This is a genomic window from Pseudomonas sp. B20, assembly GCF_020515755.1.
Classification (GTDB): Bacteria; Pseudomonadota; Gammaproteobacteria; order Pseudomonadales; family Pseudomonadaceae; genus Aquipseudomonas; species Aquipseudomonas syringae.
Window position 1 is genome coordinate 59,689 of sequence record NZ_JAHPJG010000001.1, and the last position, 20,808, is coordinate 80,496.

General features: G+C 59.5%; 20 protein-coding genes. 11 read left to right on the top strand and 9 right to left on the bottom strand.

The window, feature by feature from the left end:
- Positions 1-48 precede the first annotated feature (48 nt).
- On the bottom strand, positions 49-807 hold the full coding sequence (locus tag LIX91_RS00280; protein WP_099315051.1) for an SDR family oxidoreductase: 759 nt from the start codon (positions 805-807) through the stop codon (positions 49-51).
- A gap of 277 nt (positions 808-1,084) precedes the next feature.
- Between LIX91_RS00280 and LIX91_RS00285 the strand changes: the two genes are divergently transcribed.
- From LIX91_RS00285 to groL, 3 genes are all read left to right on the top strand, one after another.
- Positions 1,085-1,579, top strand: coding sequence for an FxsA family protein (locus LIX91_RS00285; protein ID WP_003348157.1), 495 nt, complete (start codon positions 1,085-1,087; stop codon positions 1,577-1,579).
- Positions 1,580-1,835: 256 nt separating this feature from the next.
- On the top strand, positions 1,836-2,129 hold the full coding sequence (locus tag LIX91_RS00290) for a co-chaperone GroES (protein WP_003304675.1): 294 nt from the start codon (positions 1,836-1,838) through the stop codon (positions 2,127-2,129).
- A gap of 49 nt (positions 2,130-2,178) precedes the next feature.
- Entirely contained in the window at positions 2,179-3,822 is a 1,644-nt protein-coding gene (gene groL, locus LIX91_RS00295) for a chaperonin GroEL (RefSeq protein WP_003413326.1), read from the top strand.
- An 82-nt stretch (positions 3,823-3,904) separates the two neighbouring features.
- Here groL and LIX91_RS00300 read toward each other — a convergent pair whose 3' ends face one another.
- On the bottom strand, positions 3,905-4,645 hold the full coding sequence (locus LIX91_RS00300) for a phosphatase PAP2 family protein (RefSeq protein ID WP_074997141.1): 741 nt from the start codon (positions 4,643-4,645) through the stop codon (positions 3,905-3,907).
- A 177-nt stretch (positions 4,646-4,822) separates the two neighbouring features.
- Between LIX91_RS00300 and colR the strand changes: the two genes are divergently transcribed.
- From colR to LIX91_RS00325, 5 genes are all read left to right on the top strand, one after another.
- Positions 4,823-5,506, top strand: coding sequence for a two-component system response regulator ColR (gene colR, locus LIX91_RS00305; RefSeq protein ID WP_002555020.1), 684 nt, complete (start codon positions 4,823-4,825; stop codon positions 5,504-5,506).
- A complete protein-coding gene (locus LIX91_RS00310) occupies positions 5,496-6,785 on the top strand; it encodes a sensor histidine kinase (protein WP_003413322.1) in 1,290 nt (429 codons plus the stop codon). The genes colR and LIX91_RS00310 overlap by 11 nt, the downstream gene beginning before the upstream one ends.
- Positions 6,786-6,985: 200 nt before the next feature.
- A complete protein-coding gene (locus LIX91_RS00315) occupies positions 6,986-7,666 on the top strand; it encodes a class I SAM-dependent methyltransferase (protein ID WP_003418744.1) in 681 nt (226 codons plus the stop codon).
- A 4-nt stretch (positions 7,667-7,670) separates the two neighbouring features.
- Positions 7,671-8,393, top strand: a complete 723-nt coding sequence (locus tag LIX91_RS00320; protein WP_032703175.1) for a lipopolysaccharide kinase InaA family protein — start codon at positions 7,671-7,673, stop codon at positions 8,391-8,393.
- Positions 8,390-8,617, top strand: coding sequence for a hypothetical protein (locus LIX91_RS00325; RefSeq protein WP_024683819.1), 228 nt, complete (start codon positions 8,390-8,392; stop codon positions 8,615-8,617). Before LIX91_RS00320 ends, LIX91_RS00325 begins: the two co-directional genes overlap by 4 nt.
- A gap of 18 nt (positions 8,618-8,635) precedes the next feature.
- On the opposite strand, the gene LIX91_RS00330 is transcribed toward LIX91_RS00325, so the two are convergent.
- From LIX91_RS00330 to LIX91_RS00340, 3 genes are all read right to left on the bottom strand, one after another.
- Positions 8,636-9,742, bottom strand: coding sequence for a DUF1513 domain-containing protein (locus LIX91_RS00330; protein WP_103689428.1), 1,107 nt, complete (start codon positions 9,740-9,742; stop codon positions 8,636-8,638).
- Between the two features lie 16 nt (positions 9,743-9,758).
- Positions 9,759-10,823, bottom strand: a complete 1,065-nt coding sequence (locus LIX91_RS00335; protein WP_003413318.1) for an imelysin family protein — start codon at positions 10,821-10,823, stop codon at positions 9,759-9,761.
- A 61-nt stretch (positions 10,824-10,884) separates the two neighbouring features.
- Positions 10,885-12,312: a di-heme oxidoredictase family protein gene (locus LIX91_RS00340; RefSeq protein WP_226487800.1), complete on the bottom strand. Its 1,428-nt coding sequence runs from the start codon at positions 12,310-12,312 to the stop codon at positions 10,885-10,887.
- A gap of 226 nt (positions 12,313-12,538) precedes the next feature.
- Between LIX91_RS00340 and LIX91_RS00345 the strand changes: the two genes are divergently transcribed.
- On the top strand, positions 12,539-13,168 hold the full coding sequence (locus tag LIX91_RS00345) for a pyridoxamine 5'-phosphate oxidase family protein (RefSeq protein ID WP_103696100.1): 630 nt from the start codon (positions 12,539-12,541) through the stop codon (positions 13,166-13,168).
- A gap of 130 nt (positions 13,169-13,298) precedes the next feature.
- Here the strand turns inward: LIX91_RS00345 and LIX91_RS00350 are convergent, their stop codons facing one another.
- The 4 genes from LIX91_RS00350 to LIX91_RS00365 all read right to left on the bottom strand — a co-directional run bounded on the left by LIX91_RS00350 (position 13,299) and on the right by LIX91_RS00365 (position 18,670).
- Complete coding sequence (locus LIX91_RS00350; RefSeq protein WP_100072507.1) at positions 13,299-14,657, bottom strand: imelysin family protein; 1,359 nt, start codon at positions 14,655-14,657, stop codon at positions 13,299-13,301.
- A 180-nt stretch (positions 14,658-14,837) separates the two neighbouring features.
- Complete coding sequence (locus LIX91_RS00355) at positions 14,838-16,889, bottom strand: putative bifunctional diguanylate cyclase/phosphodiesterase (protein WP_003418731.1); 2,052 nt, start codon at positions 16,887-16,889, stop codon at positions 14,838-14,840.
- Positions 16,890-17,293: 404 nt separating this feature from the next.
- Positions 17,294-17,875, bottom strand: a complete 582-nt coding sequence (sodB, locus tag LIX91_RS00360; protein ID WP_226487801.1) for a superoxide dismutase [Fe] — start codon at positions 17,873-17,875, stop codon at positions 17,294-17,296.
- 192 nt (positions 17,876-18,067) lie between these two features.
- Positions 18,068-18,670, bottom strand: coding sequence for a LysE/ArgO family amino acid transporter (locus tag LIX91_RS00365; protein WP_003413296.1), 603 nt, complete (start codon positions 18,668-18,670; stop codon positions 18,068-18,070).
- A gap of 94 nt (positions 18,671-18,764) precedes the next feature.
- Between LIX91_RS00365 and LIX91_RS00370 the strand changes: the two genes are divergently transcribed.
- Both LIX91_RS00370 and LIX91_RS00375 read left to right on the top strand, forming a co-directional pair.
- Entirely contained in the window at positions 18,765-19,664 is a 900-nt protein-coding gene (locus tag LIX91_RS00370; RefSeq protein ID WP_003413294.1) for a LysR family transcriptional regulator ArgP, read from the top strand.
- 73 nt (positions 19,665-19,737) lie between these two features.
- Positions 19,738-20,730: an NAD-dependent epimerase/dehydratase family protein gene (locus LIX91_RS00375; RefSeq protein WP_226487802.1), complete on the top strand. Its 993-nt coding sequence runs from the start codon at positions 19,738-19,740 to the stop codon at positions 20,728-20,730.
- Positions 20,731-20,808 lie beyond the last annotated feature (78 nt).

Here is a 20,808-nt window from a genome sequence, read left to right on the forward strand (position 1 = left end):
GGCAGGCGACGCACACCCTGTGCGTCGCCTGCTGCTTTTACGGGCTGACTAGATTCGCATTGCGCCATCCAGCTCAAGGATGCGTCCGCTGAAATAATCATTCTCCAGAATATAAGCCACCGAGTGCGCAATCTCGTCCGGCCTGCCCATGCGTTTGAGCGGGATCGCCGAGGTCATCTTCTCCAGTGCTTCGGGGCGCATGCTGCCGGTCATTTCGGTTTCAATGAACCCCGGCGCCACACCTGCCACACGAATGCCGTAGCGGGCCAGTTCCCTTGCCCAGGTAACCGTCGCAGCCGCCACACCGGCCTTGGCTGCCGAGTAGTTGGTCTGTCCGATATTGCCCGCACGTGAAATCGACGAGATATTGATGATCGCGCCCTGACTCTTCTGCTCGATCATTTTCGCCGCCACTTCACGTGTGCAGAGGAATACGCCGGTCAGGTTGACGTCAATCACCGCCTGCCATTGCGCAAGGCTCAGTTTGGTCATCTCGCCATCCTTGACCTTGACCAGCAGGCCGTCACGCAGAATGCCAGCGTTGTTGACCAGGCCATGAATGGCGCCGAAATCCTCGGCGACCTTGCTGACCGTGTCGACGACCTGTTCTTCATTGGCGACATTGCACAGATAGGCGCGAGCCTTGACCCCGAGTGCTTCGCAGGCGGCGACAGCCTGATCGAGTTTTTCCTGATTGAGGTCCAGCAGCGCCAGGTTGGCGCCTTTGCCGGCCAGGTATTCGGCCATGGCTCTGCCCAGCCCCTGGCAGCCGCCGGTGATGATTATCAGCTTTCCTTTCAATTCCATATGCGTGCCCAATCACAGTTGATCGTTTCCATGGCATCACTGGCGGGTTGCGAGTGCTTATGCCATAGCCAGAGCACGTTATAGGCTGTTTTTGCGCGTTCGTCTCGGGTGGGCCGCCAGCCCTGAAATACACCGATACACGTTTGTGAAGGCCTGGTTCAGCTCACTTGTGCGCATAATTTAGCGGTAAGCCAGATGCAGGGAGCTTGAATTAACGATCTTCTGACATCACATACGGTCTACTCGGAAGGCATTCTTCCCTTGAGGAACTCATTTGATGCGTGTTTTTTTGCTGCTGTTTCTATTATTCCCGGTACTTGAGCTGTTTCTGCTGGTTCGTGTCGGGATGTCCATCGGCTTTCTCTGGACCTTTCTGCTGGTCGTCGCGACGTCGATGCTCGGCTTGTTCGTGATGCGCGTGGCCGGTTTCGCGACGGCGCTGCGAGCCCGCGAAAGCCTGGCGCGTGGCGAGTTGCCTGCGCAGGAAATGCTCGAAGGCCTGATGGTTGCCGTGGGCGGCGGTCTGCTGCTGTTGCCCGGTTTCATCAGCGACATTCTGGGTGTGATCTGCCTGCTGCCGATCACCCGTCGTCTGCTGATCAACAAGGTCCGCCAGCGCGCCCAGGATCAGGCCATGCGTCAGCGGGCCTTCGCCGATGATTTGCAGACACCTGCCAATCACGGTGCGTCGAGTCATCGCCCGACGGCGATTCACCAGCCTACCCGCGAGCCCGACGTCATCGAAGGCGAGTTCGAGCATCGCGACAAGTAATCTTCCACACCCCCCGGCAGCGCGGCACCTCAGGGTGCCGCGTTCGTTTTGACCAGCCGGTTCGGGTGTAAAAAATTTCTACCCAAGACTTGTAATCACTTTGCTCGCCCTTATGTATGGGTCACCGCAAGGTTTCTGGCCTGAAGGCCAGACCGTATTCTGCGGTTCGCGCGTCGAACCGTAACCGGCAAGTCCGGATTTAAACCGGCCGGTGCACTCACCGGACGATCAAACAAACATAATCAGGAGATCGACAATGAAGCTTCGTCCTCTGCATGACCGCGTCGTCATCCGTCGCAGTGAAGAAGAAACGAAAACTGCCGGCGGTATCGTTCTGCCAGGTTCGGCTGCTGAAAAGCCTAACCGCGGCGAGATCGTTGCTGTGGGTACCGGCCGCGTGCTGGACAACGGCGAAGTACGTGCGCTGGCTGTGAAAGTGGGTGACAAGGTTGTGTTCGGCCCTTATTCCGGCAGCAACACAGTGAAAGTAGACGGCGAAGACCTGCTGGTGATGAGCGAGAACGAGATTCTTGCTGTCGTCGAAGGCTGAGTGCTCCCGCTGACTTCCGTTACTACTAAGTATTCAAGGAATAATGATCATGGCTGCTAAAGAAGTTAAATTCGGCGATTCTGGCCGCAAAAAAATGCTCGCCGGTGTAAACGTCCTGGCTGACGCAGTTAAAGCGACCCTGGGCCCTAAAGGCCGTAACGTTATCATCGAGAAAAGCTTTGGCGCTCCGCTGATCACCAAAGACGGTGTTTCGGTTGCCAAGGAAATCGAGCTTAAAGACCGTTTCGAAAACATGGGCGCGCAGCTGGTCAAAGACGTTGCCTCCCGTGCCAACGATGACGCAGGCGACGGTACCACTACCGCTACCGTTCTGGCTCAGGCCATCGTCAACGAAGGCCTGAAGGCTGTCGCTGCCGGCATGAACCCGATGGACCTCAAGCGCGGCATCGACAAGGCGACCATCGCCATTGTTGCCGAGCTGAAGAAGCTGTCCAAGCCATGCACCGACACCAAGGCAATCGCCCAGGTCGGCACCATCTCGGCCAACTCTGATCACTCCATCGGCGACATCATTGCCGAAGCCATGGAAAAAGTGACCAAAGACGGTGTTATCACCGTTGAAGAAGGTTCGGGCCTGGAAAACGAGCTGTCTGTTGTAGAAGGCATGCAGTTTGACCGTGGTTACCTGTCCCCGTACTTCATCAACAAGCCGGACACCATGGTTGCCGAGCTGGACAGCCCGCTGCTGTTGCTGGTCGACAAGAAGATCTCCAACATTCGCGAAATGCTGCCGGTTCTGGAAGCAGTCGCCAAGGCTGGCCGTCCTCTGCTGATCGTTGCCGAAGACGTTGAAGGCGAAGCGCTGGCGACTCTGGTGGTCAACAACATGCGCGGTATCGTGAAAGTTGCAGCCGTCAAGGCTCCAGGTTTCGGCGATCGTCGCAAGGCCATGCTGCAGGACATCGCTGTTCTGACTGGCGGTACCGTTATCTCCGAAGAGATCGGTCTGAGCCTGGAAACCACTACCCTGGAACACCTGGGTAATGCCAAGCGCGTCATCCTGAACAAAGAAAACACCACCATCATCGATGGTGCTGGCGTGAAAACCGATATCGACTCGCGTATCTCCCAGATCCGCCAGCAAATCGGCGACACCAGCTCGGACTACGACAAGGAAAAACTGCAAGAGCGTCTGGCCAAGCTGTCTGGCGGCGTTGCAGTGATCAAGGTCGGTGCCGGTTCCGAAGTCGAGATGAAAGAGAAGAAAGCCCGCGTTGAAGACGCCCTGCACGCAACCCGCGCAGCCGTTGAAGAAGGCGTGGTACCTGGCGGTGGCGTGGCACTGGTTCGCTCCCTGCAGGCTATCGAAGGTCTGAAAGGCGACAACGCTGATCAGGACGTCGGTATCGCTCTGCTGCGTCGTGCAGTCGAAGCGCCGCTGCGCCAGATCGTTGCCAACTCCGGCGATGAGCCAAGCGTTGTTGTCGACAAGGTCAAGCAGGGTTCGGGTAACTACGGTTACAACGCTGCTTCCGGCGAATACGGCGACATGATCGAAATGGGTATCCTTGACCCGGCCAAAGTGACTCGCTCTGCTCTGCAGGCGGCGTCCTCCATCGCCAGCTTGATGATCACCACCGAAGCGATGATCGCTGACGTGCCTGACGACAAGCCAGCAGGCGGCGGCATGCCGGACATGGGCGGCATGGGTGGTATGGGCGGCATGATGTAAGCCAGCTTTACCCCCAGCGTTACACCCATAAAGAACCCCGCCTTGTGCGGGGTTTTTTTATGGTCTTTGTGTGTCGGATCAATCAATGCGTCGGTTGTACCTTGCTGTTCTCGAGCCCCTTGGGTTCGGGTCGGTAAAGCACGAAGTAATAAACCCCCAGACAGATCAGCCAGCAGAACACTGCGGTCCAGATGTTATGGGAAAAGAAGTGCGCACCTTGCAGCATCCGCCCGACAGAGAACACCGTTCCAAGGCCGAACGCCAGAGCCAGGCCCATTTTCGCCATCCGTGGACGACGGTCGCGAAAAGCGAAGAACAGCGCGAACAGGGTAAAGCCGGTCGCCGCATGCCCGCCCGGCCAGCAGCGTCCCGGTTTATCGGTCGCAGGGCGTGGGCTCAACAGTTCGCTATAGGTTTCCTGCCCACCGAATTCTTTCAGGCTCCAGGGGCATTGCACTGACGTCACCACTTTCACCGGGGTAACGAAGGCAGTTGAAAGCGCCATGGACAGCACCAGGCAACCCAACTCTCTGCGCCACGGGATCAGGCGCTCTACCTTGAAGGACGCCGCAAAGCCGATCATGGCCACCGCGCCGAACACCATGACCAGCTGTTTGGCGCGGTCGTGGAGAACGTCTTCGAGAAAATAACTGTGCCTGCCGATGAACTGTCCGCTGACCGGATCGAAGGCCAGCTTGGCGATGTCCATGTCCAGGGAAGTCAGTTCAAGCAGCATGAGGATCAGTGCCACGGCGACAGGAATACCCAGGTAAATCCACGGGTTGATAGAGCGGGAATAGGGTGGAGCGACGGTTTTCGACATATCGAATCCAGATCTTTGAAGGGCATGCCGCGATTATTGTGTGCGACGGTTCGTCTCAAAGTGTGTCATGAGCCTTATGAATCATAGGTGAAAAAAACGTCATGCCATTTCGGCGCTGGCCCTCACGCCCACTTCGTCTTAAGCTGCGCCAGCCCAAACTGCATATGAGAGTGTTTTATGCGAATTCTTCTGGTTGAAGACAACCGCGACATCCTGGCGAACATGGCCGATTACCTGGGCATGAAAGGCTATACCGTCGATTGCGCCCAGGATGGCCTCTCAGGACTGCATCTGGCAGCCACCGAGCACTACGACCTGATCGTTCTCGACATCATGCTGCCCGGTATCGACGGCTACACCCTGTGCAAGCGCCTGCGCGAAGATGCCCGGCGCGACACGCCGGTCATCATGCTCACCGCCCGTGATCAACTGGACGACCGTCTGCAGGGCTTCCGCTCCGGTGCTGACGACTACCTGCTCAAGCCGTTTGCCCTGTCTGAACTGGCCGCGCGGATCGAAGCGGTATTGCGTCGTGCCCAAGGCGGCGGGCGGCGAACCTTGCAGGTGGCCGATCTGGTCTACGACCTCGACACCCTCGAGGTCACGCGTGAGGGGCGCATGCTCAAGCTCAACCCGGTCGGCCTCAAGCTGCTCGCCGTACTGATGCAGAAAAGCCCGCACGTGCTGCGTCGTGAGATTCTCGAAGAAGCGCTGTGGGGCGATGACTGCCCGGACAGCGACAGCCTGCGCAGCCATGTGCACCAGTTGCGTCAGGTGATCGACAAACCGTTTGGCAAGCCGCTGTTGCAGACCGTGCATGGCGTGGGCTATCGCTTGGCCGAGGGCCGGGATGGAGTTTAAACAGAGTCTTGCGCAACGGATCATCATTGCCTTCGCATTGATGAGTGCACTGGTCGCCGGGTCGTTCGCCATCGGAATCATCTCCACCGTCCACCTGGTCGAAGAAAAGCTGATTTCCGCCGGCCTCGGGGGTGACCTCAATCGTCTGATGCTGATGGACAGTGTCAGCGACTGGAGCCACCGGCCCAAGCCCGACCAGTTGTTCTATTTCACCAATGGTCCGGGCGACTTCGACCTGCCCAAGGATATTCGTCACCTTGAGCCAGGTTTCCATGAGGTGTTCCGCGGGCCGTTGTCCTACCACGCCATGATCGAGGTGGTGGATGGCCGGCATTACGCCCTGTTGCAGGATCAGAGCGATTTTGAAGAGCGTGAGCGGGTGCTGTTCGCCGTCGTGCTGGTCGGTTTCGTTCTGGCCCTGGCGCTGGCGGTGTTTCTGGGCTGGGTGCTGGCTCGCCGGGTCATGGCGCCTGTAGTGCGTCTGGCCCGGCAGGTTCGCCACCGTGACCAGCTGCTTGGACTGGCACCGCCTCTGGCGCCCGACTATGCCGCTGACGAAGTCGGCGAGTTGGCGGTGGCCTTCGACGCAACATTGGGTCGCTTGCGGCAGGCGCTGATTCGTGAGCGCATGTTCACCAGCGACGTGAGCCATGAACTGCGTACGCCATTGATGGTGCTGGCCAGCTCTTGTGAGCTGCTGCTGGAAAACCCTGCGCTCGATTTGCGCGGCCGTCGTCAGGTCGAGCGTATCGGCCGTGCCTGCGAAGAAATGCGCGATCTGGTGCAAACCTTCCTGATGCTCGCTCGCACCCAGCGCGAAGACCCGGCCATGACGCCCAAGGCCACGCTGGTCGGGGTGGCCGAACAATTGATCTCCCAGTGGCGTGACCCGATAGAGAGCAAGGGGCTGCAGCTGACCTACACGCCACCTGCCGATGACCAGCTGTCCGATATTCGTTACAACGCGACCTTCCTGCATGCCGTGATGGGCAACTTGCTGCGTAACGCGCTGCATTACACCGATCACGGATTCATCGCGCTGACCCTGCACGCAGAAAGCTTCACCGTGGAGGACAGCGGCGTGGGCATTCCCGAGGAGAAGCGCGAGGCGATGTTCGAGCCTTTCGTACGTGGCAATGAGCAGCGCGGAGAGGGGCTGGGCCTCGGCCTGTCACTGGTGCAGCGCATTTGTACCAACCAGGGATGGAGCGTCGATCTCACCCCTATGGAGCCCCATGGTTGCCGGTTCAAGGTGACGCTCAACGTGATCAAACCCTGACCTTTCTCTCGAGTAGACCGGCCTTATTGGGTAGCGGCCAATTGACTGCACTTCGTCGATTGGCCACACACGGCCTCTAACTCTCTGTAAAATCTCGAAACACCTGACGTTAAAAGGTAACATTTTTTTCACATTCAGATGACCTGACGGTGACGGCGGTGCCTTTAGTTTGGCCCCCATCAACATCAGGAGCTGCTCTCATGAGCGATCGCATCGAACTCGAGTTTTCCCGAAAGTACGACAAGACACACGCCCGCCAGTACCTGGAAAAGCATCAGGACGGTATCTGGCGCAAGCTGTCGCATCATCGCGATGAACAGCTGGCGAGAAAGGCGCTGCACATGGCCGGGGACCCAGGCCTGGTGCTGGACCTGCCTTGTGGTGCTGGGCGCTTCTGGCCGTTATTGGCCGAGAAGCCGAACCGCTCGATCATCGGTGCCGATAACTCCGCGGACATGCTCAGTACCGCCTGTGCCTCGCAGCCGGCAGACGTTGTAAAAAGGGTACAACCTTTGCAGACATCTGCCTTTGCCATCGACCTGCCTGATAACGCAGTAGACAGCATCTTCTGCATGCGCTTGTTGCACCACGTCGGTCAGTCCAGCGACCGGATGGCTCTATTGCGCGAGTTTCAACGCGTAACCCGTGACAGCGTGATCGTCTCCATCTGGGTGGATGGCAATTTCAAGGCATGGAAGCGTGCGCGCCTCGAGAACAAACGCCAGCAAAAAACCGGGCGGGAAAGTTACCAGAATCGTTTTGTGTTACCTGTTGTTACCGCAGAAACCGAATTTGAGCAGGCAGGATTTCGCATTCAGAACCGAATGGATTTCCTGCCCATGTACGCCATGTGGCGAGTCTATGTCCTACGTAAAAGGTAAAAAGATGGGTTTGCAGTCCGTGAAAGAGCCAGTTGTGAACCCGATCCAGAACGAGTTCGATCAGTTCTGGAGCCAGCGTGGCGAATGGGTTGAAGAACCCAATGTGCGTCGCGGTGGAGAAAGTGGTGTGCAGCGGTTGGTCATGGACGATGGACAGACCCTCTATGCCAAACGTCAGACAGGTCACATCTACCGCAGCCTGCTACACCCGCTGGGCCGGCCCACTGTACTGCGCGAGCGCGAGGCGCTTGAAGGTCTTCGCAAACTTGGCGTCGTCGTCCCCGAAGTGGTGTTTTGCGGTGCCGAACGGGGCGAGGACAATGCCTGGCGGGCATTGCTGGTCACCGTAGCGCTGGAAGGCTTCGAGGAAATTGAAAAGTGGCAGGCTGCCGGAGGGCGTGAGCGCCATGGCGAGCTGTTCTACGAGCGTGTGCTCAAGGAAGTGGCAGCCACTCTGGCCCGCATGCACTTGGGCCGCTGGCAGCACAGCTGTCTGTACATCAAGCACATTTTCGTGCGGGTGACGGGGGAAGGGGCGGACGCCAACGTCGAGGTCGCCTTGCTCGATCTCGAGAAGGGCCGTCGTCGCCTTACCGCTCAAGGCGCAGCCCAGCACGATATGAAACAGCTACGACGCCATTCGTCATTCAGCGCTGCAGACTGGCAGAAGTTGATCTACTTTTATCATGCAGCGTTTGGCAGCTCTATCAAAGGTTTAGAGTCATGAAGCTAGAAATGGCAAGAGGTTTGTTTATCTTCGGTGCACTGGCAGTTGCCACCGTCGCCGTAGCGGCGCTTGAACAACCGTCTACCCGCATCCTCACCACGCAGCACGGCGAGGGCCACTGCCCATTGCCACGCGTGGCGAAGAATCTTGTGAACGTGCAGCCGGACCACGACCTGTTGCTGTTCATGTACAGCCTGGCGCAGGGTACCGGGATCAAAAACTGAAGCCCTGGGTTCCCTTACCTAACCCACCTGAGCCAGATGAAGATGGTTGTCCCACAACCCGGCTGGCAGGTCCAGCGGCTGGGCCAGCAGCTGCGCCTTGCGACAGTCATAGAAGCGGCAGCGTCCCTGGCCTGAGGTCACGACAAAGCCGTCGGCTACAGCGCCGACTCCCGCACAGTCCGGCAACGGCGCATCCAGTTTCAATGCGCCACTGTCCAGATCCCAGATAAAGAAGCGGTTGCCGCGGGGGGCCGTCAGGGCTACCAGTCGAAGGTCACTGTGTACCGCGACGCTGGCGGTGTAGTGGGCCATCGCGCGCAATTGCTCTTCTGCCACCGGAAACGCCTGGAATGGCTGGCCTGGACGCTTGATGGCCAGCAGTTCGGCCAACTCGTGGCTGTCGCCCATGAACTGTTGACCCGCGACGATGGTGCCATCGCTGGCGATGCCCATGTGGCGCACGCTGTTCATCTGCTGGGAAAGCGCTTCCTTGCTGAGCAAGGTACCGTCACGCTGCATGATGACCAGGCTGGGTTGCATGGCGTCAAGGTTCATCTCTACCCGGCTTTCCGCTTCGGTGCGAATGCCACCATTGGCGACCACCAGCGTTTCACCGTCCGGCATCCAGGAGACCTGATGCGGGCCGATGCCATGCGTGGGGATCTCGCCCGAGTGCACCAGTCGCTCGTCGACGAAGCGGTAGACGCCCAATAAACCGCGGCCTGGATCGCGGGTGTCGTTTTCCGTCGCATACAGCCATTCGCCGTCGCGATGAATCACAGCATGGCCGTAGAAGTGGCGGTCAGGCTGCGACACGATGGTTTGCAGCAAGCGGCCATCGCGCAGGTCGATCAGGTAGCTTTCAGTGCCAGGACGACGGGCGATGAACACCGCGAGTGGCAGGTCGGGATGATTGATGATGTCGTGGCAGCGCTGGCCCACCTGAGTCGCGAATACCTGCGTTCCGTCGAGCTTGAAACCCACCGCATAGTGTTTGCCGTCGCCATCGTCGCGAGCGGAAAGCAACAAGGGGCGTGTGTTCTTTTGCTTGAACAGGGTCCAGCCACCCAGCGTGCAGGCGCTGCGCAGAAGACTGCCGAGCGCCATGGCCTGACGTCGCAACATCACATATACCTCTTGATCAATCGCCGTCGTTGGCGTTGAAACCCAATTGAATGCCGAGGGCCTTGGCCAGCTCGCCTTCGTGCAGGCGGTGCACGGCATTCAGGCTGTCGTAAAACGCATTGAGTTGCTGGCGTCCTGCATCCGTGGCCAGCAGGTCGGCCAGTGGCGGTTTGAGTTCCGACAGCAATTTGCGGCTGTTAGCGTAGGCGGCATCGATTTTGTCGGCCAGCGGTTTCTGCTCGGCGGGCAGCAGGCTGCGCAAGCCCTTGTTGTCGACACCGGTCCACACCGTCTCGGCGCTGATCAGGCTGGCTTCCAGGCTGCTGAGCGACGACTTGCTGCGCCAGGCATCTGCCTGGAACGGCTGCGGCTGCCCCTTGCTCTGACGACCCAATGGCGTGCCGAGCTTTTTCTTCAGGCTGTCGAGGGCGGTGACCTGAACGCGCAGCAATTCGGCAATCGCTTCGTGGGAGTCGGCGTAGCGCTGATTGGGGAACTTGCTCAGTTGCGCGAGCATGCCGTCGGTGCTGTTCCAGCTGTTGAGGATTTCTTCGGCAAGCAGCTTCTGGCGTTCACCGATGGCCATCAGCAGCGGGCAATAGCGCGCTTTTTGCTCGGCATTGGCCATGTCGATGTCAGCGTCGAAGAGGATGTATTCGTAGGCGGACAAGCCCTGCACCACGACACTGGCCTTGGACAGTTCCTGAGCGGTGATCTGTGGCTGTGCAGTCACCAGTTGCTCGACCTGACGGCCCACCAGATTCTTCTTGTCTGGCCAGAACTGTATTTGCCAGGCGCGATTGCCTTCGGCCAGAGGGCCGATCAACAGCGGTTGCAACTCGGCCCAGGTCTTCTGTGCTTTCAGAAAGTCGGCGCGGGCTGTGGCCAGATCAGTCTTGCCCTGGCAGAACGCCAAGGCGCTGGCTGCCAACTGACGATCAGCCTCCACCCAACGGCTGTAGGTCGGCAGGATGACCTGTTTGGCAATCGCTGCGGACGTTACCGCCTGAGGGTCGGATGGCGAGCAGGCACCCAAGGCAAGTGCCGCAAGGCTGGTCAGCAACAACTTGGGTCGGAACATGTCCGGCTCCTTATTTCTGAAAGGAAGATGTTAGAACAGGAAGATTCTGCAAAGGGCGCAATCATAACGAATTCAGGAAGGCCAGCAGCGCTTCACGTTGCGGTGCGTCAAAAGCCAGAACCTGACGCTGCGCCGCCTGGGCTTCGCCGCCGTGCCACAGTATCGCCTCAAGCACATTACGCGCGCGACCGTCGTGCAACAGTTGGGTGTGTCCGCTTACCGTGCCGGTCAGGCCAAGCCCCCACAAGGGCGGAGTGCGCCACTCACTACCGGTGGCCTGGAACTCGGTGCGGTTATCGGCCAGCCCTTCGCCCATGTCGTGCAGCAGCAAGTCGCTGTACGGGCGAATCTCCTGATTGGCCAGCTCGGGTTCGGCGGCGTCGCTACGGGTTTTGAAAGAGGGGGTGTGGCATTGCTGGCAGCCCGCCTGGAAAAACAGGTTCTTGCCTGCCAGCACCTGCGGGTCGTCCACCTTACGGCGCGCCGGAACACCCAGGTTGCGGGTGTAGAACTCCACCAGGCGCAGGATGTTTTCGCTGACTTCCGGTTCGCCCTCCGGGCCATTGCCATTGGGCGCAGCCAGGCAGTCGGTCTGGGCCGGCGTGCAGTCATCGAAAGGGCGCAGGCTGGTGGTCAGCCCCATGTCGCCGGAAAAAGCGTGCACGTTCTGCTGGTTGAGGTTGGGCTGGCCGGCTTTCCAGCCAAACCTGCCCATCACCACTTTTTGCTGAGCGTCATCCCAGACCCAGTTGGGGCGTCCCGAGATGCCATCGGCGTTCTTGTCATCGGGGTCGGCATTGGCAAGGATGGCATCATCGGCAATAGCCTCGAGCAAGCCCAGGCCGATCATTGGCGGGGCTACGCGTGCCGAGATGTGAGTATCGGGGTGCATGGGGCCATAGCCCAACTGGGTAATCCTGAGGGTCGGCTGGCGTAGTTCGACTGACGTGCCATCGCGAAATTCGACCGTCAGCGCATCGTACTCGACCCGCACCTTGCCCTCGGGCGCTACGCCGGGGTTCGACATGTCCTGCAATTGCCCGCCGTAAACCGGCTCGGGCAGCACGCCGTTGCGCTTTATGAGATCGGCATAGGCCGGGTCATCGGGAATCGACAGCCTGACCAGCATGGACACGGCATTGCTGTCGCCAGCCTCTGGCGGGTGACCGCGACCGTCCTTGATGTGGCAGTTCTGGCAGGCATTGGTGTTGAACAACGGCCCCAGCCCATCGCGAGCCGTGGTAGTCGACGGCGCAATCACCCACGGGCTGCGGAAGAAGCTGTTGCCGACGCTGAAATCCAGCCGCCGCACGGGGGCCAGATTGGCCGAGGGCATGGAGAAAGCGTTCTGGTCGCTCTTCCTGACGGTAGCGCTGCCACCGGACAAGGCTTCTCCCGGCTCGGCATGCGTGAAACGCGGGGCGTCATCGCATGCGCTCAGGACCAGGGTCGTGAGCAAGGCAAGTGATAGACGGAGCCGCGTACTCATAGACATCCTGCAACGGGGCGAAAAATCGGGGCGTGCAAGCTTATCAGCCTCGTGCGGTTTGAATAAGAGGGATTATCGTTTGCGACGTCTCATGCAATGTGATGTTACGAATCTTTGAGGCTGGTCGGGTCCTGATGTTTTTGCCTATGCTGCGCAGGCTGCTTCACACGATCAGTCACATGACGCTGGCAGCATTCATACACCAACGGCCAGCAGAGATTATCCAATGAATAGCCCGGACAACAGCGCGTTCGTGACCACCATCCAGGCACTTGAAGCGATCTATGGTCCGATTGCACCTCCTTCGCTCATCAAGGAAGTTGACCACATTCACGAGGTCTACCGGCCTTTCATCGAGCAGGCACCGTTCGCCGTGCTTGCCTCTGCCGGCCCTGACGGGCTCGATGCTTCTCCACGTGGAGATCAGGCGGGCCTGGTGCATATCGAGGACAGCAAGACGCTTTACCTGCCGGACCGACGCGGCAACAACCGCATTGATACGCTGCGCAACATCGTCAACGATCCGCGCGTCGCGCTGCTGTTCCTCATACCCGGCGTGGGTGAAACCCTGCGCGTCAACGGAACCGCACAGATATCGGTTGAGCCCGAGTTGCTGTCGCGCTTCGCAGTGAAGGGCCAATTGCCCAGGTCTGTCCTGCGTATTTCAGTGACCAGCGTGTATTTCCAGTGCAGCAGGGCGACCATCCGGTCCGGTTTGTGGGACCCGGCGAAGCACGTCGAACGCAGTGCGCTACCCACTGCCGGGCAGATTCTCAAAGCGGTTTCGGCGGAGCAGATCGACGGCGAAGCCTATGACAAGGCGCTGCCGGGGCGTATTGCGGATACGTTGTATTGATGCTCGTGAGTCCGCCCATGTCGCAGGCCAACGCGCACGGCAGTTGCAAGCGATGCCTGTCAATCAGACACAAAAAATGCCGGTCAGCGAACTGACCGGCATTGATTATTACCGCTACAAACGCCGTTGATCAGAACTCGTGATCGGCGTTGTCCGGGTTCAGATCGGTGATGCCCAGCTTGCCAGCCGCCTGCTCGATAGCGCCTGTCTGTTTGACCAGCGCGGCGATGGCGTCACGCACCACCTGATTGCCAGCCGTGTTGCCGGCAGCGATCAACTGGTCGAAATGCTCGCCCTTGTTCGCGTGATCGACGATGACCTGCAACTTGGCCTGAGTGTCGTCCAGGTCGGCGCGCAAGGTGGCGTCGGTGGCCGGGTCTGCCTTGGCGACCAGAGACGAAAGGCTCGGCCCGCTGACCTTGGTGCCGTCAGTACGGGTGTACTCGCCGAGGTAAACGTTGCGAATGCCCTTGCCGTTGTAGAAGTGCGAGTTGTGCGTGTTGTCGCTGAAGCAGTCGTGTTCGTCTTCGCTGGAGTTGGCTTCCAGTGCGACTTTCATGCGCTCGCCCGCCAGTTCACCCAGCGACAGGCTGCCCATGCCGAAGAGCATTTTGCGCAGACCGCTTTCGCCGGATTCGGCTTCCAGCGTGGCGCGGTAGTTGTCGGGCACGCCGGCCTTCCAGTTACCGGACATTTCTTCAAGGTCGCTGACCAGCAGGTCGGTGACGGCCTTGAGGTAGGCGCGGCGACGGTCATTGTGGCCGCCGGTTGCGCCAGCCCCTTGCAGGTAATCGCTGGCCGGACGTGCGCCGGCGCCAGGGCCGGTACCGTTCAGGTCCTGGCCCCAGAGCAGGAATTCGATGGCGTGGTAGCCGGTGGCGACGTTGGCCTCGGAACCGCCCAGCTCGTTCAGGCTGGCGAGTTTTTCGGAGGTGATTTCCTTCACGTCGACCTTGTCTTCACCGACCTGAATTTCGGTGTTGGCGATGATATTGGCAGTGGCGCCCGGGTTGCCCAGCGCGTGCTGGTAATCCTTGGCCACATAGTCGATCAGGCCTTCGTCCAGGGGCCAGGCGTTAACCTGTCCTTCCCAGTCGTCGATGATGGTGTTGCCGAAACGGAAGACTTCGCTCTGCATGTAAGGCACACGCGCAGCGATCCACGCCTCACGGGCGGCTTTCAGGGTTTCATCATTGGGTTTGGCCAGGAAAGCGTCGACGGCAGTGCTGAGTTTTTTCGCGCCGGCCTCGGCATCGTCGAACACAGCGGACACCATGTTGGTGTAGTTCGCGACCACAGCCTTGGCCGCCGCGTCGTCAGTCTGGGCAGCGGCTGCCGGAGCAGGGGCCGCAGGCGTCACAGCCGGCGTCGCCGGAGCAGCGGCTGGCGCGGGTGCCGGGGCGGCAGCCTTGTCCTTGCCTTCGCCACAACCGGCGAGAGAGATAGCGATGGCCAACAGACTAGCGGTTGCCAGAGGCATACGAATCATGACTGAATCCTGCGTCGATAAAGGTGATGGCGGGCGGGCGCCCATAAAATCTGCGACATAATGCGAAAGATTTGCATTCGATGTAAAGGCAAAACGCCTGTGTGGGCGTGTTCAGGCATTCGGCAGGTTGTAACAGTCGGTTTCAAGATGGCTTGAATGGCCGGTCGCGTGCAAGCCGGTTCACAGACTGGCGGTGTGGTCCTGACGCGACTGCTTGAGGTAAGCCAGCAACTCCCGACCCGGCAGCGGCTTGCTGTACAGATAGCCCTGGCCTTCGTGGCAGCCCTCGGTCACCACATAGGCCTCCTGCTCGACGGTCTCCACGCCTTCGGCAATGACTTGCATGCCCAGGCTTTTGCCCAACTGAATAATGGCTCGCACGATGGTGGCGTCATCGTCGTCATCGATCAGGTCCTGCACGAAGCTGCGGTCAATCTTGATCTTGTCCAGCGGCAGGCTTTTCAGGTAGCTCAGCGATGAATAGCCGGTGCCGAAGTCATCGATGGCAATCAAGGCGCCGGAACGTCGCAAGCTCAGCAAGTGCTGGGCGGCAGTGTTGATATCTTCCATCAGCCCGGTTTCGGTCACTTCCAGTTCCAGGCTGCGCGGTGGCAAGCGGTAGATCTGCAGCAGGTTGTTGACCACGCGCGGCAGTTCGGCGTGATGCAACTGCACGGTCGACAGGTTGACTGCCATGCGCAAATCCGTGAAGCCCTGATCGAGCCATTCGCGCAGCTGGCGGCAGGCCTGATCCAGCACCCATTCCCCGATGGCGATGATGGTGCCGTTCTGTTCGGCCAGCGGGATGAATACGTCCGGCGGCACCAGGCCATGCTCCGGATGCTGCCAGCGGATCAGCGCTTCCACACCGACGATACGGTGATCGCGATAGCTGATCTGCGGTTGATAGACCAGGTACAACTGATTGCGTGGCAGGGCTTCGCGCAGGTCTTTTTCGAGTTCGCGGCGGCGGCGCATTTCGCTGTCCACGCTGGCGATGTAGAACTGATACCGGTTGCGCGAGCGGGCTTTGGCCAGTGTCATGGTCTGTTCGGCTTTTTGCAGCAGTTTCTCGGTGCTGTCGCCGTCTTCGGGAAACAGCGTGATGCCAATGGTTGCCCGCAGTCGAATCTGCTGATCGCCGACGATGAACGGCGCTTCCAGCTCATCCAGAATATTTTGCGCCAGCTCTGCCGCCTCGTAGGGCTGCTCGATGTTGGATTGCACCAGCGCAAACTGGTCGCCGCCCAGGCGCGCCAGTGCCCCGAGCCTTACGCTGTGCGCGCGCAGACGATCAGCGAGTGCGAGCAGCAATTGGTCGCCGGACTGGTAGCTGAACTGTTCGTTGATGCCCTTGAAGTCATCCAGTCCCACGCAAAGAACCGCCACTCTGTGTTGCTGGCGTCCCGCGTCTTCCAGAATCCTGTCCAGCCGTGTCTGCAACTGCAGTCGATTGGGCAGGCCGGTGAGGAAATCGTACTGCGCCATGCGCTGCAGATTGTTCTCGGCCTCATGGCGCAGGTAAGTGTGGCGCTCGATGGATGCGAGCAACTGGTTGGCGGTGTTGACCCAGATCCCCAGTTCGTTTTTCTCGTGGCCTTTGAGCAGCGGCAGTTGGTGTTCGCTGGGGCGGTCGGGGTTGATCGCGATCAGGTGCTCGATGATCTTCGACAGCGGCTTGGTCAGCAGCCAGTGATAGACCAGATACAGCACCAGCCCCATTGCCAGCGCACGCAGTACGCCCGCGATGAAGATGATTCCGGCATTGACCAGAAAGCTTTCGCCGTAATTGGCGGTGTCCAGCGTGATGCGCAGGTCGCCGTAATACTCGCTGTAAGGGCTGCGGCCTACCAGTTGAGTGGTGAAGCTGCGCTCCTGGCCGAGGATGAGGTCTGTCAGCCACCGGGTAGAGGAGGTTTTCAGCGGCCGGTTTTTCTCGGCGAGCAGGCTTTCGTTGGGGTGCCCTATGGACGCCATGCGTACCGAGTCATCCTGGAACAGGCCTTCGATGACCTGCATGCCCATCTCGCGGTCCAGGCTGTAGACGGCCTGCGTCGACGGATCGCGGAACATGCCGAGAATTCGCTCGGCATCGTTCGCTACGGTCTGACGTGTCTTGTAGGCGTCGAAGACGATTTGCGCACAGCTGAGCAGGACGCCTACCAGAAGCGCCGAAAGCAGCACAACGCGCAGCAACTTTACCGACAGGCTGTTCTTGAGTTCCAGCTTCAATGGCCGTTCCTTAGTTCGTGTCGGAGGGCATATCGCCTCATGACCCTCGAAAAACCAGACCCGCACGCTATGACCTTGTCACAACCGGTGCGCCTGGCTGATCTTCGCGTTCCTTGCACCTGCTGGCCAAAGCCACCTAAATGCGTCGGGTGGCCAGGTAGGTAACTAGAGCAGAACACTGTAAAGAATTACGTCATAGAGAATTAAGTTGTATTACGAGTCAGCGAGCGTTTTCTGACAATACACAAAGTACGAGCGGCAGGCGAAAAAAGATTTGCGATTCGCCTGACGGGCAGGCTGGTGTTCTACGCTGTCTGTGAAACAGGCGTCTGGTGAGCAACCTTTACAGGCCGGAGAACATAAAAAACCCGACGCGAGGCCGGGTTTTTTCGATGACGCTGGACTCAGGCTGCGAATTGCTTGGCCACGAAGTCCCAGTTCACCAGGTTCCAGAACGCTTCTACGTACTTCGGACGCAGATTGCGGTAGTCGATGTAGTAGGCGTGTTCCCACACATCGCAGGTCAGCAGCGGGGTGTCGCCGCTGGTCAGCGGGTTGCCGGCACCGATGGTGCTGGCCAGTACCAGGGAGCCGTCAGCCTTCTTCACCAGCCAGCCCCAGCCGGAGCCGAAAGTGCCGATGGACGTCTTGCTGAACTCTTCCTTGAACTTGTCGAAGGAACCGAATGCCTTGTTGATGGCTTCGGCCAGAGCGCCGGTAGGCTCGCCGCCAGCGTTAGGGGCCAGGCAGTTCCAGTAGAACGTGTGGTTCCAGACCTGAGCGGCGTTGTTGAAGATACCGCCCGAGGAGGTCTTGATGATCTCTTCCAGGGTCTTGCCTTCGAACTCGGTGCCAGGCACCAGGTTGTTCAGGTTCACGACGTAGGTGTTGTGATGCTTGTCGTGGTGATATTCCAGAGTCTCCGCAGAAATGTGCGGCACCAGAGCGTCTTTGGCGTAGGGCAGTGGCGGCAATTCAAAAGCCATGGTTTATCTCCTTTCAGGTCAATTGCGGTAGTCGCACGGCCGATCACGGGCGGCCAGATACAGCATGCACCGGGAGTTTTACTCTTTTGCGGCGCAGACCCCGGATCATAGCACCGGGTCTGCGCCTTAACCACGCAACAACTGTGTGGGATAGAGGTTCCCACGGGTTTGACTCTGCGGTCATGAAATCCGTCAGGCTGAGCGGATCAACTGGAAGGCCACGCTGAACATCATCACTGCGATCATCAGATCCAGCATGCGCCAGGTGGCAGGGCGCGCCAGCCAGGGAGCAAGCCATGCCGCGCCCAGGGCCAGGCTCGAGAACCACAGCAGCGAAGCGCTGGCTGCGCCGGCGACATACGCGCCAGGTACGCCTTGTTGTGCGCCCAGCGAGCCAATCAGCAACACGGTGTCCAGATAGACATGCGGGTTCAGCAAGGTGACCGCCAATGCGCTGAGCAACACGGTGCGCAGCGATTTTCTGCCAACCGCTGCGCTGTGCTCCAGGCTTTGCCGCGAGCAGGCGCGGCGCAGTGCCTGCAGGCCGTACCAGCTCAGGAATATGACGCCGCCCCAGCGCGCCACCGCCAGCAGGGTCGGATTCTGCGCCAGCACATTGGCCAGACCGAACACACCTGCCGCTACCAGCAGGGCGTCGCAGACAATGCACAGCATCGCCACGGCCACGTGATGTTCACGACGCAGGCCCTGAGCCAGCACAAAAGCATTTTGAGTTCCGATAGCCATGATCAGGCCTGCCGCGATCAGCAGCCCGTTGAGGTAGCTTTGCCACATAAGGATGTTCCATTGAGCAGATTCAGGTAGCCATTCTTAGGGCTCGGGGGATATAAGGAAAACCAATAATCTTCATCGCTCATTAGGAAAACTGATGTTCGACTATAAACTGCTGTCAGCGCTGGCGGCGGTGATCGAGCAAGCCGGGTTCGAGCGCGCTGCTCAGGTGCTGGGGCTTTCTCAGTCAGCGGTCTCGCAACGCATCAAATTGCTGGAGGCACGCATTGGCCTGCCGGTGCTGGTCCGCGCCACGCCGCCGAGCCCGACCGACATCGGCCGGCGCCTGCTCAATCACGTGCAGCAGGTTCGTTTGCTGGAGCGCGACCTGCAAAGCCAGGTGCCTGCACTGGACGAGGAGGGCATGCCCGAGCGTTTGCGCATCGCCCTGAATGCCGACAGTCTGGCAACCTGGTGGGCGCCGGCCATTGGCGCGTTTTGTACGCAACACCGTTTGCTGCTGGATCTGGTTGTCGAAGATCAGGACGTAGGCCTCAAGCGCATGCGCGCCGGTGAGGTAGCGGCCTGCCTGTGTGGCAGCGAGCGTCCGGTGGCCGGAGCCCGCAGCCAGTTGCTGGGGGCGATGCGCTACCGGGCGCTGGCCAGTCCGGCGTTCATCGCCCGCCATTTTCCGGACGGCGTCAGCCCGGAAACACTCGCCAGAGCAGCGGCACTGGTATACGGGCCGGACGATCTTCTGCAGCATCGTTACCTGGCACTGCTGGGTGTTCAGGACGGCTTCGAGCATCATTTGTGTCCTTCTTCCGAAGGTTTCATCCGTATGATCGAGGCGGGGATGGGCTGGGGGCTGGCGCCCGAGTTGCAGGTGCGCGACCAGTTGCGCAACGGCACGCTGCTCGAATTGCTGCCGGACCGTTGCATCGATGTGCCGCTCTACTGGCATCATTGGCGCAATGGTGGGCAGCTTCTGACGCGCCTCACCGAACATCTTGCGCAACATTCGGCTCACTGGCTGGTGCCGCTGAGCGAAGACTGATCGTCAACAGGATCATGTGTAATCCATGCAGGCAGGGTTTTCCTTTCCTGCAGACGCGTTAATGGAGCGGTAAATGAAGATTCTGGTCACCGGCGCGAGCGGCTTCATCGGCGGACGCTTTGCGCGTTTTGCCCTTGAGCAGGGCATGAGCGTGCGGATCAATGGCCGTCGTGCCGAAGGTGTCGAGCACCTGGTCAGGCGCGGTGCCGAGTTTATCCAGGGCGACCTCGCCGATCCTTATCTGGTGCGCGCACTGTGCGATGACGTGGAAGCGGTCGTGCATTGCGCGGGCTCGGTCGGTACGTGGGGACGTCGCCAGGATTTCATGCAGGGCAACGTGCAGCTCACGGAAAACATCGTCGAGGGCTGCCTGAAACAAAGGGTGCGAAGGCTGGTTCATCTGTCCTCGCCGTCGATCTACTTTGATGGCTACTCGCACCGTGGCATCAAGGAAGAGCAGGTGCCCAAGCGCTTTCACAATCACTACGCGGCCACCAAATACCTGGCCGAGCAAAAGGTTTTCGGTGCCGAAGAGTTCGGGCTGGAAGTCATCGCCCTGCGGCCACGCTTTGTCACCGGTGCGGGCGATAACAGCATTTTCCCGCGTTTGCTGCACATGCAGCGCAAGAGGCGCCTGTCGATCGTCGGCAATGGCTTGAACGTGGTGGATTTCACCAGCATGCAGAACCTCAACGAAGCCTTGCTGAGCAGTTTGCTGGCAACGGGTTCGGCACTGGGCAAGGCCTACAACATCAGCAATGGCACGCCGGTCCCGCTGTGGGACGCGATCAATTACGTGATGCGCCAGATGCACTTGCCGCAGGCCACCCGTTATCGTTCGTACGGGCTGGCCTACAGCGCTGCGGCGATCAATGAGGCTGCCTGTATGCTGTGGCCGGGCAGACCTGAACCTACCCTGTCGAGAGTGGGCATGCAGGTCATGAACACGGATTTTACGCTTGATATCAGCCGCGCCAGGCATTATCTGGATTATCAGCCCCAGGTCAGCCTGTGGGCGGCGCTGGATGAATTCTGTGGCTGGTGGCAGGCACAGCACGCGATCTGAATGCGGCAGTAGCGCAGTGAGATTGATTCTGCGCTGTTGTTATACTGCTCAACTTTGATTTAACAGCTTCCTGAAGGG

Bases quoted from the DNA above. Each gene is read 5' to 3' on its own strand.
- LIX91_RS00280 (WP_099315051.1), bottom strand. From the start codon at position 807: ATGGAATTGAAAGGAAAGCTGATAATCATCACCGGCGGCTGCCAGGGG.
- LIX91_RS00285 (WP_003348157.1), top strand. From the start codon at position 1,085: ATGCGTGTTTTTTTGCTGCTGTTTCTATTATTCCCGGTACTTGAGCTG.
- LIX91_RS00290 (WP_003304675.1), top strand. From the start codon at position 1,836: ATGAAGCTTCGTCCTCTGCATGACCGCGTCGTCATCCGTCGCAGTGAA.
- groL (WP_003413326.1), top strand. From the start codon at position 2,179: ATGGCTGCTAAAGAAGTTAAATTCGGCGATTCTGGCCGCAAAAAAATG.
- LIX91_RS00300 (WP_074997141.1), bottom strand. From the start codon at position 4,645: ATGTCGAAAACCGTCGCTCCACCCTATTCCCGCTCTATCAACCCGTGG.
- colR (WP_002555020.1), top strand. From the start codon at position 4,823: ATGCGAATTCTTCTGGTTGAAGACAACCGCGACATCCTGGCGAACATG.
- LIX91_RS00310 (WP_003413322.1), top strand. From the start codon at position 5,496: ATGGAGTTTAAACAGAGTCTTGCGCAACGGATCATCATTGCCTTCGCA.
- LIX91_RS00315 (WP_003418744.1), top strand. From the start codon at position 6,986: ATGAGCGATCGCATCGAACTCGAGTTTTCCCGAAAGTACGACAAGACA.
- LIX91_RS00320 (WP_032703175.1), top strand. From the start codon at position 7,671: ATGGGTTTGCAGTCCGTGAAAGAGCCAGTTGTGAACCCGATCCAGAAC.
- LIX91_RS00325 (WP_024683819.1), top strand. From the start codon at position 8,390: ATGAAGCTAGAAATGGCAAGAGGTTTGTTTATCTTCGGTGCACTGGCA.
- LIX91_RS00330 (WP_103689428.1), bottom strand. From the start codon at position 9,742: ATGTTGCGACGTCAGGCCATGGCGCTCGGCAGTCTTCTGCGCAGCGCC.
- LIX91_RS00335 (WP_003413318.1), bottom strand. From the start codon at position 10,823: ATGTTCCGACCCAAGTTGTTGCTGACCAGCCTTGCGGCACTTGCCTTG.
- LIX91_RS00340 (WP_226487800.1), bottom strand. From the start codon at position 12,312: ATGAGTACGCGGCTCCGTCTATCACTTGCCTTGCTCACGACCCTGGTC.
- LIX91_RS00345 (WP_103696100.1), top strand. From the start codon at position 12,539: ATGAATAGCCCGGACAACAGCGCGTTCGTGACCACCATCCAGGCACTT.
- LIX91_RS00350 (WP_100072507.1), bottom strand. From the start codon at position 14,657: ATGATTCGTATGCCTCTGGCAACCGCTAGTCTGTTGGCCATCGCTATC.
- sodB (WP_226487801.1), bottom strand. From the start codon at position 17,875: ATGGCTTTTGAATTGCCGCCACTGCCCTACGCCAAAGACGCTCTGGTG.
- LIX91_RS00365 (WP_003413296.1), bottom strand. From the start codon at position 18,670: ATGTGGCAAAGCTACCTCAACGGGCTGCTGATCGCGGCAGGCCTGATC.
- LIX91_RS00370 (WP_003413294.1), top strand. From the start codon at position 18,765: ATGTTCGACTATAAACTGCTGTCAGCGCTGGCGGCGGTGATCGAGCAA.
- LIX91_RS00375 (WP_226487802.1), top strand. From the start codon at position 19,738: ATGAAGATTCTGGTCACCGGCGCGAGCGGCTTCATCGGCGGACGCTTT.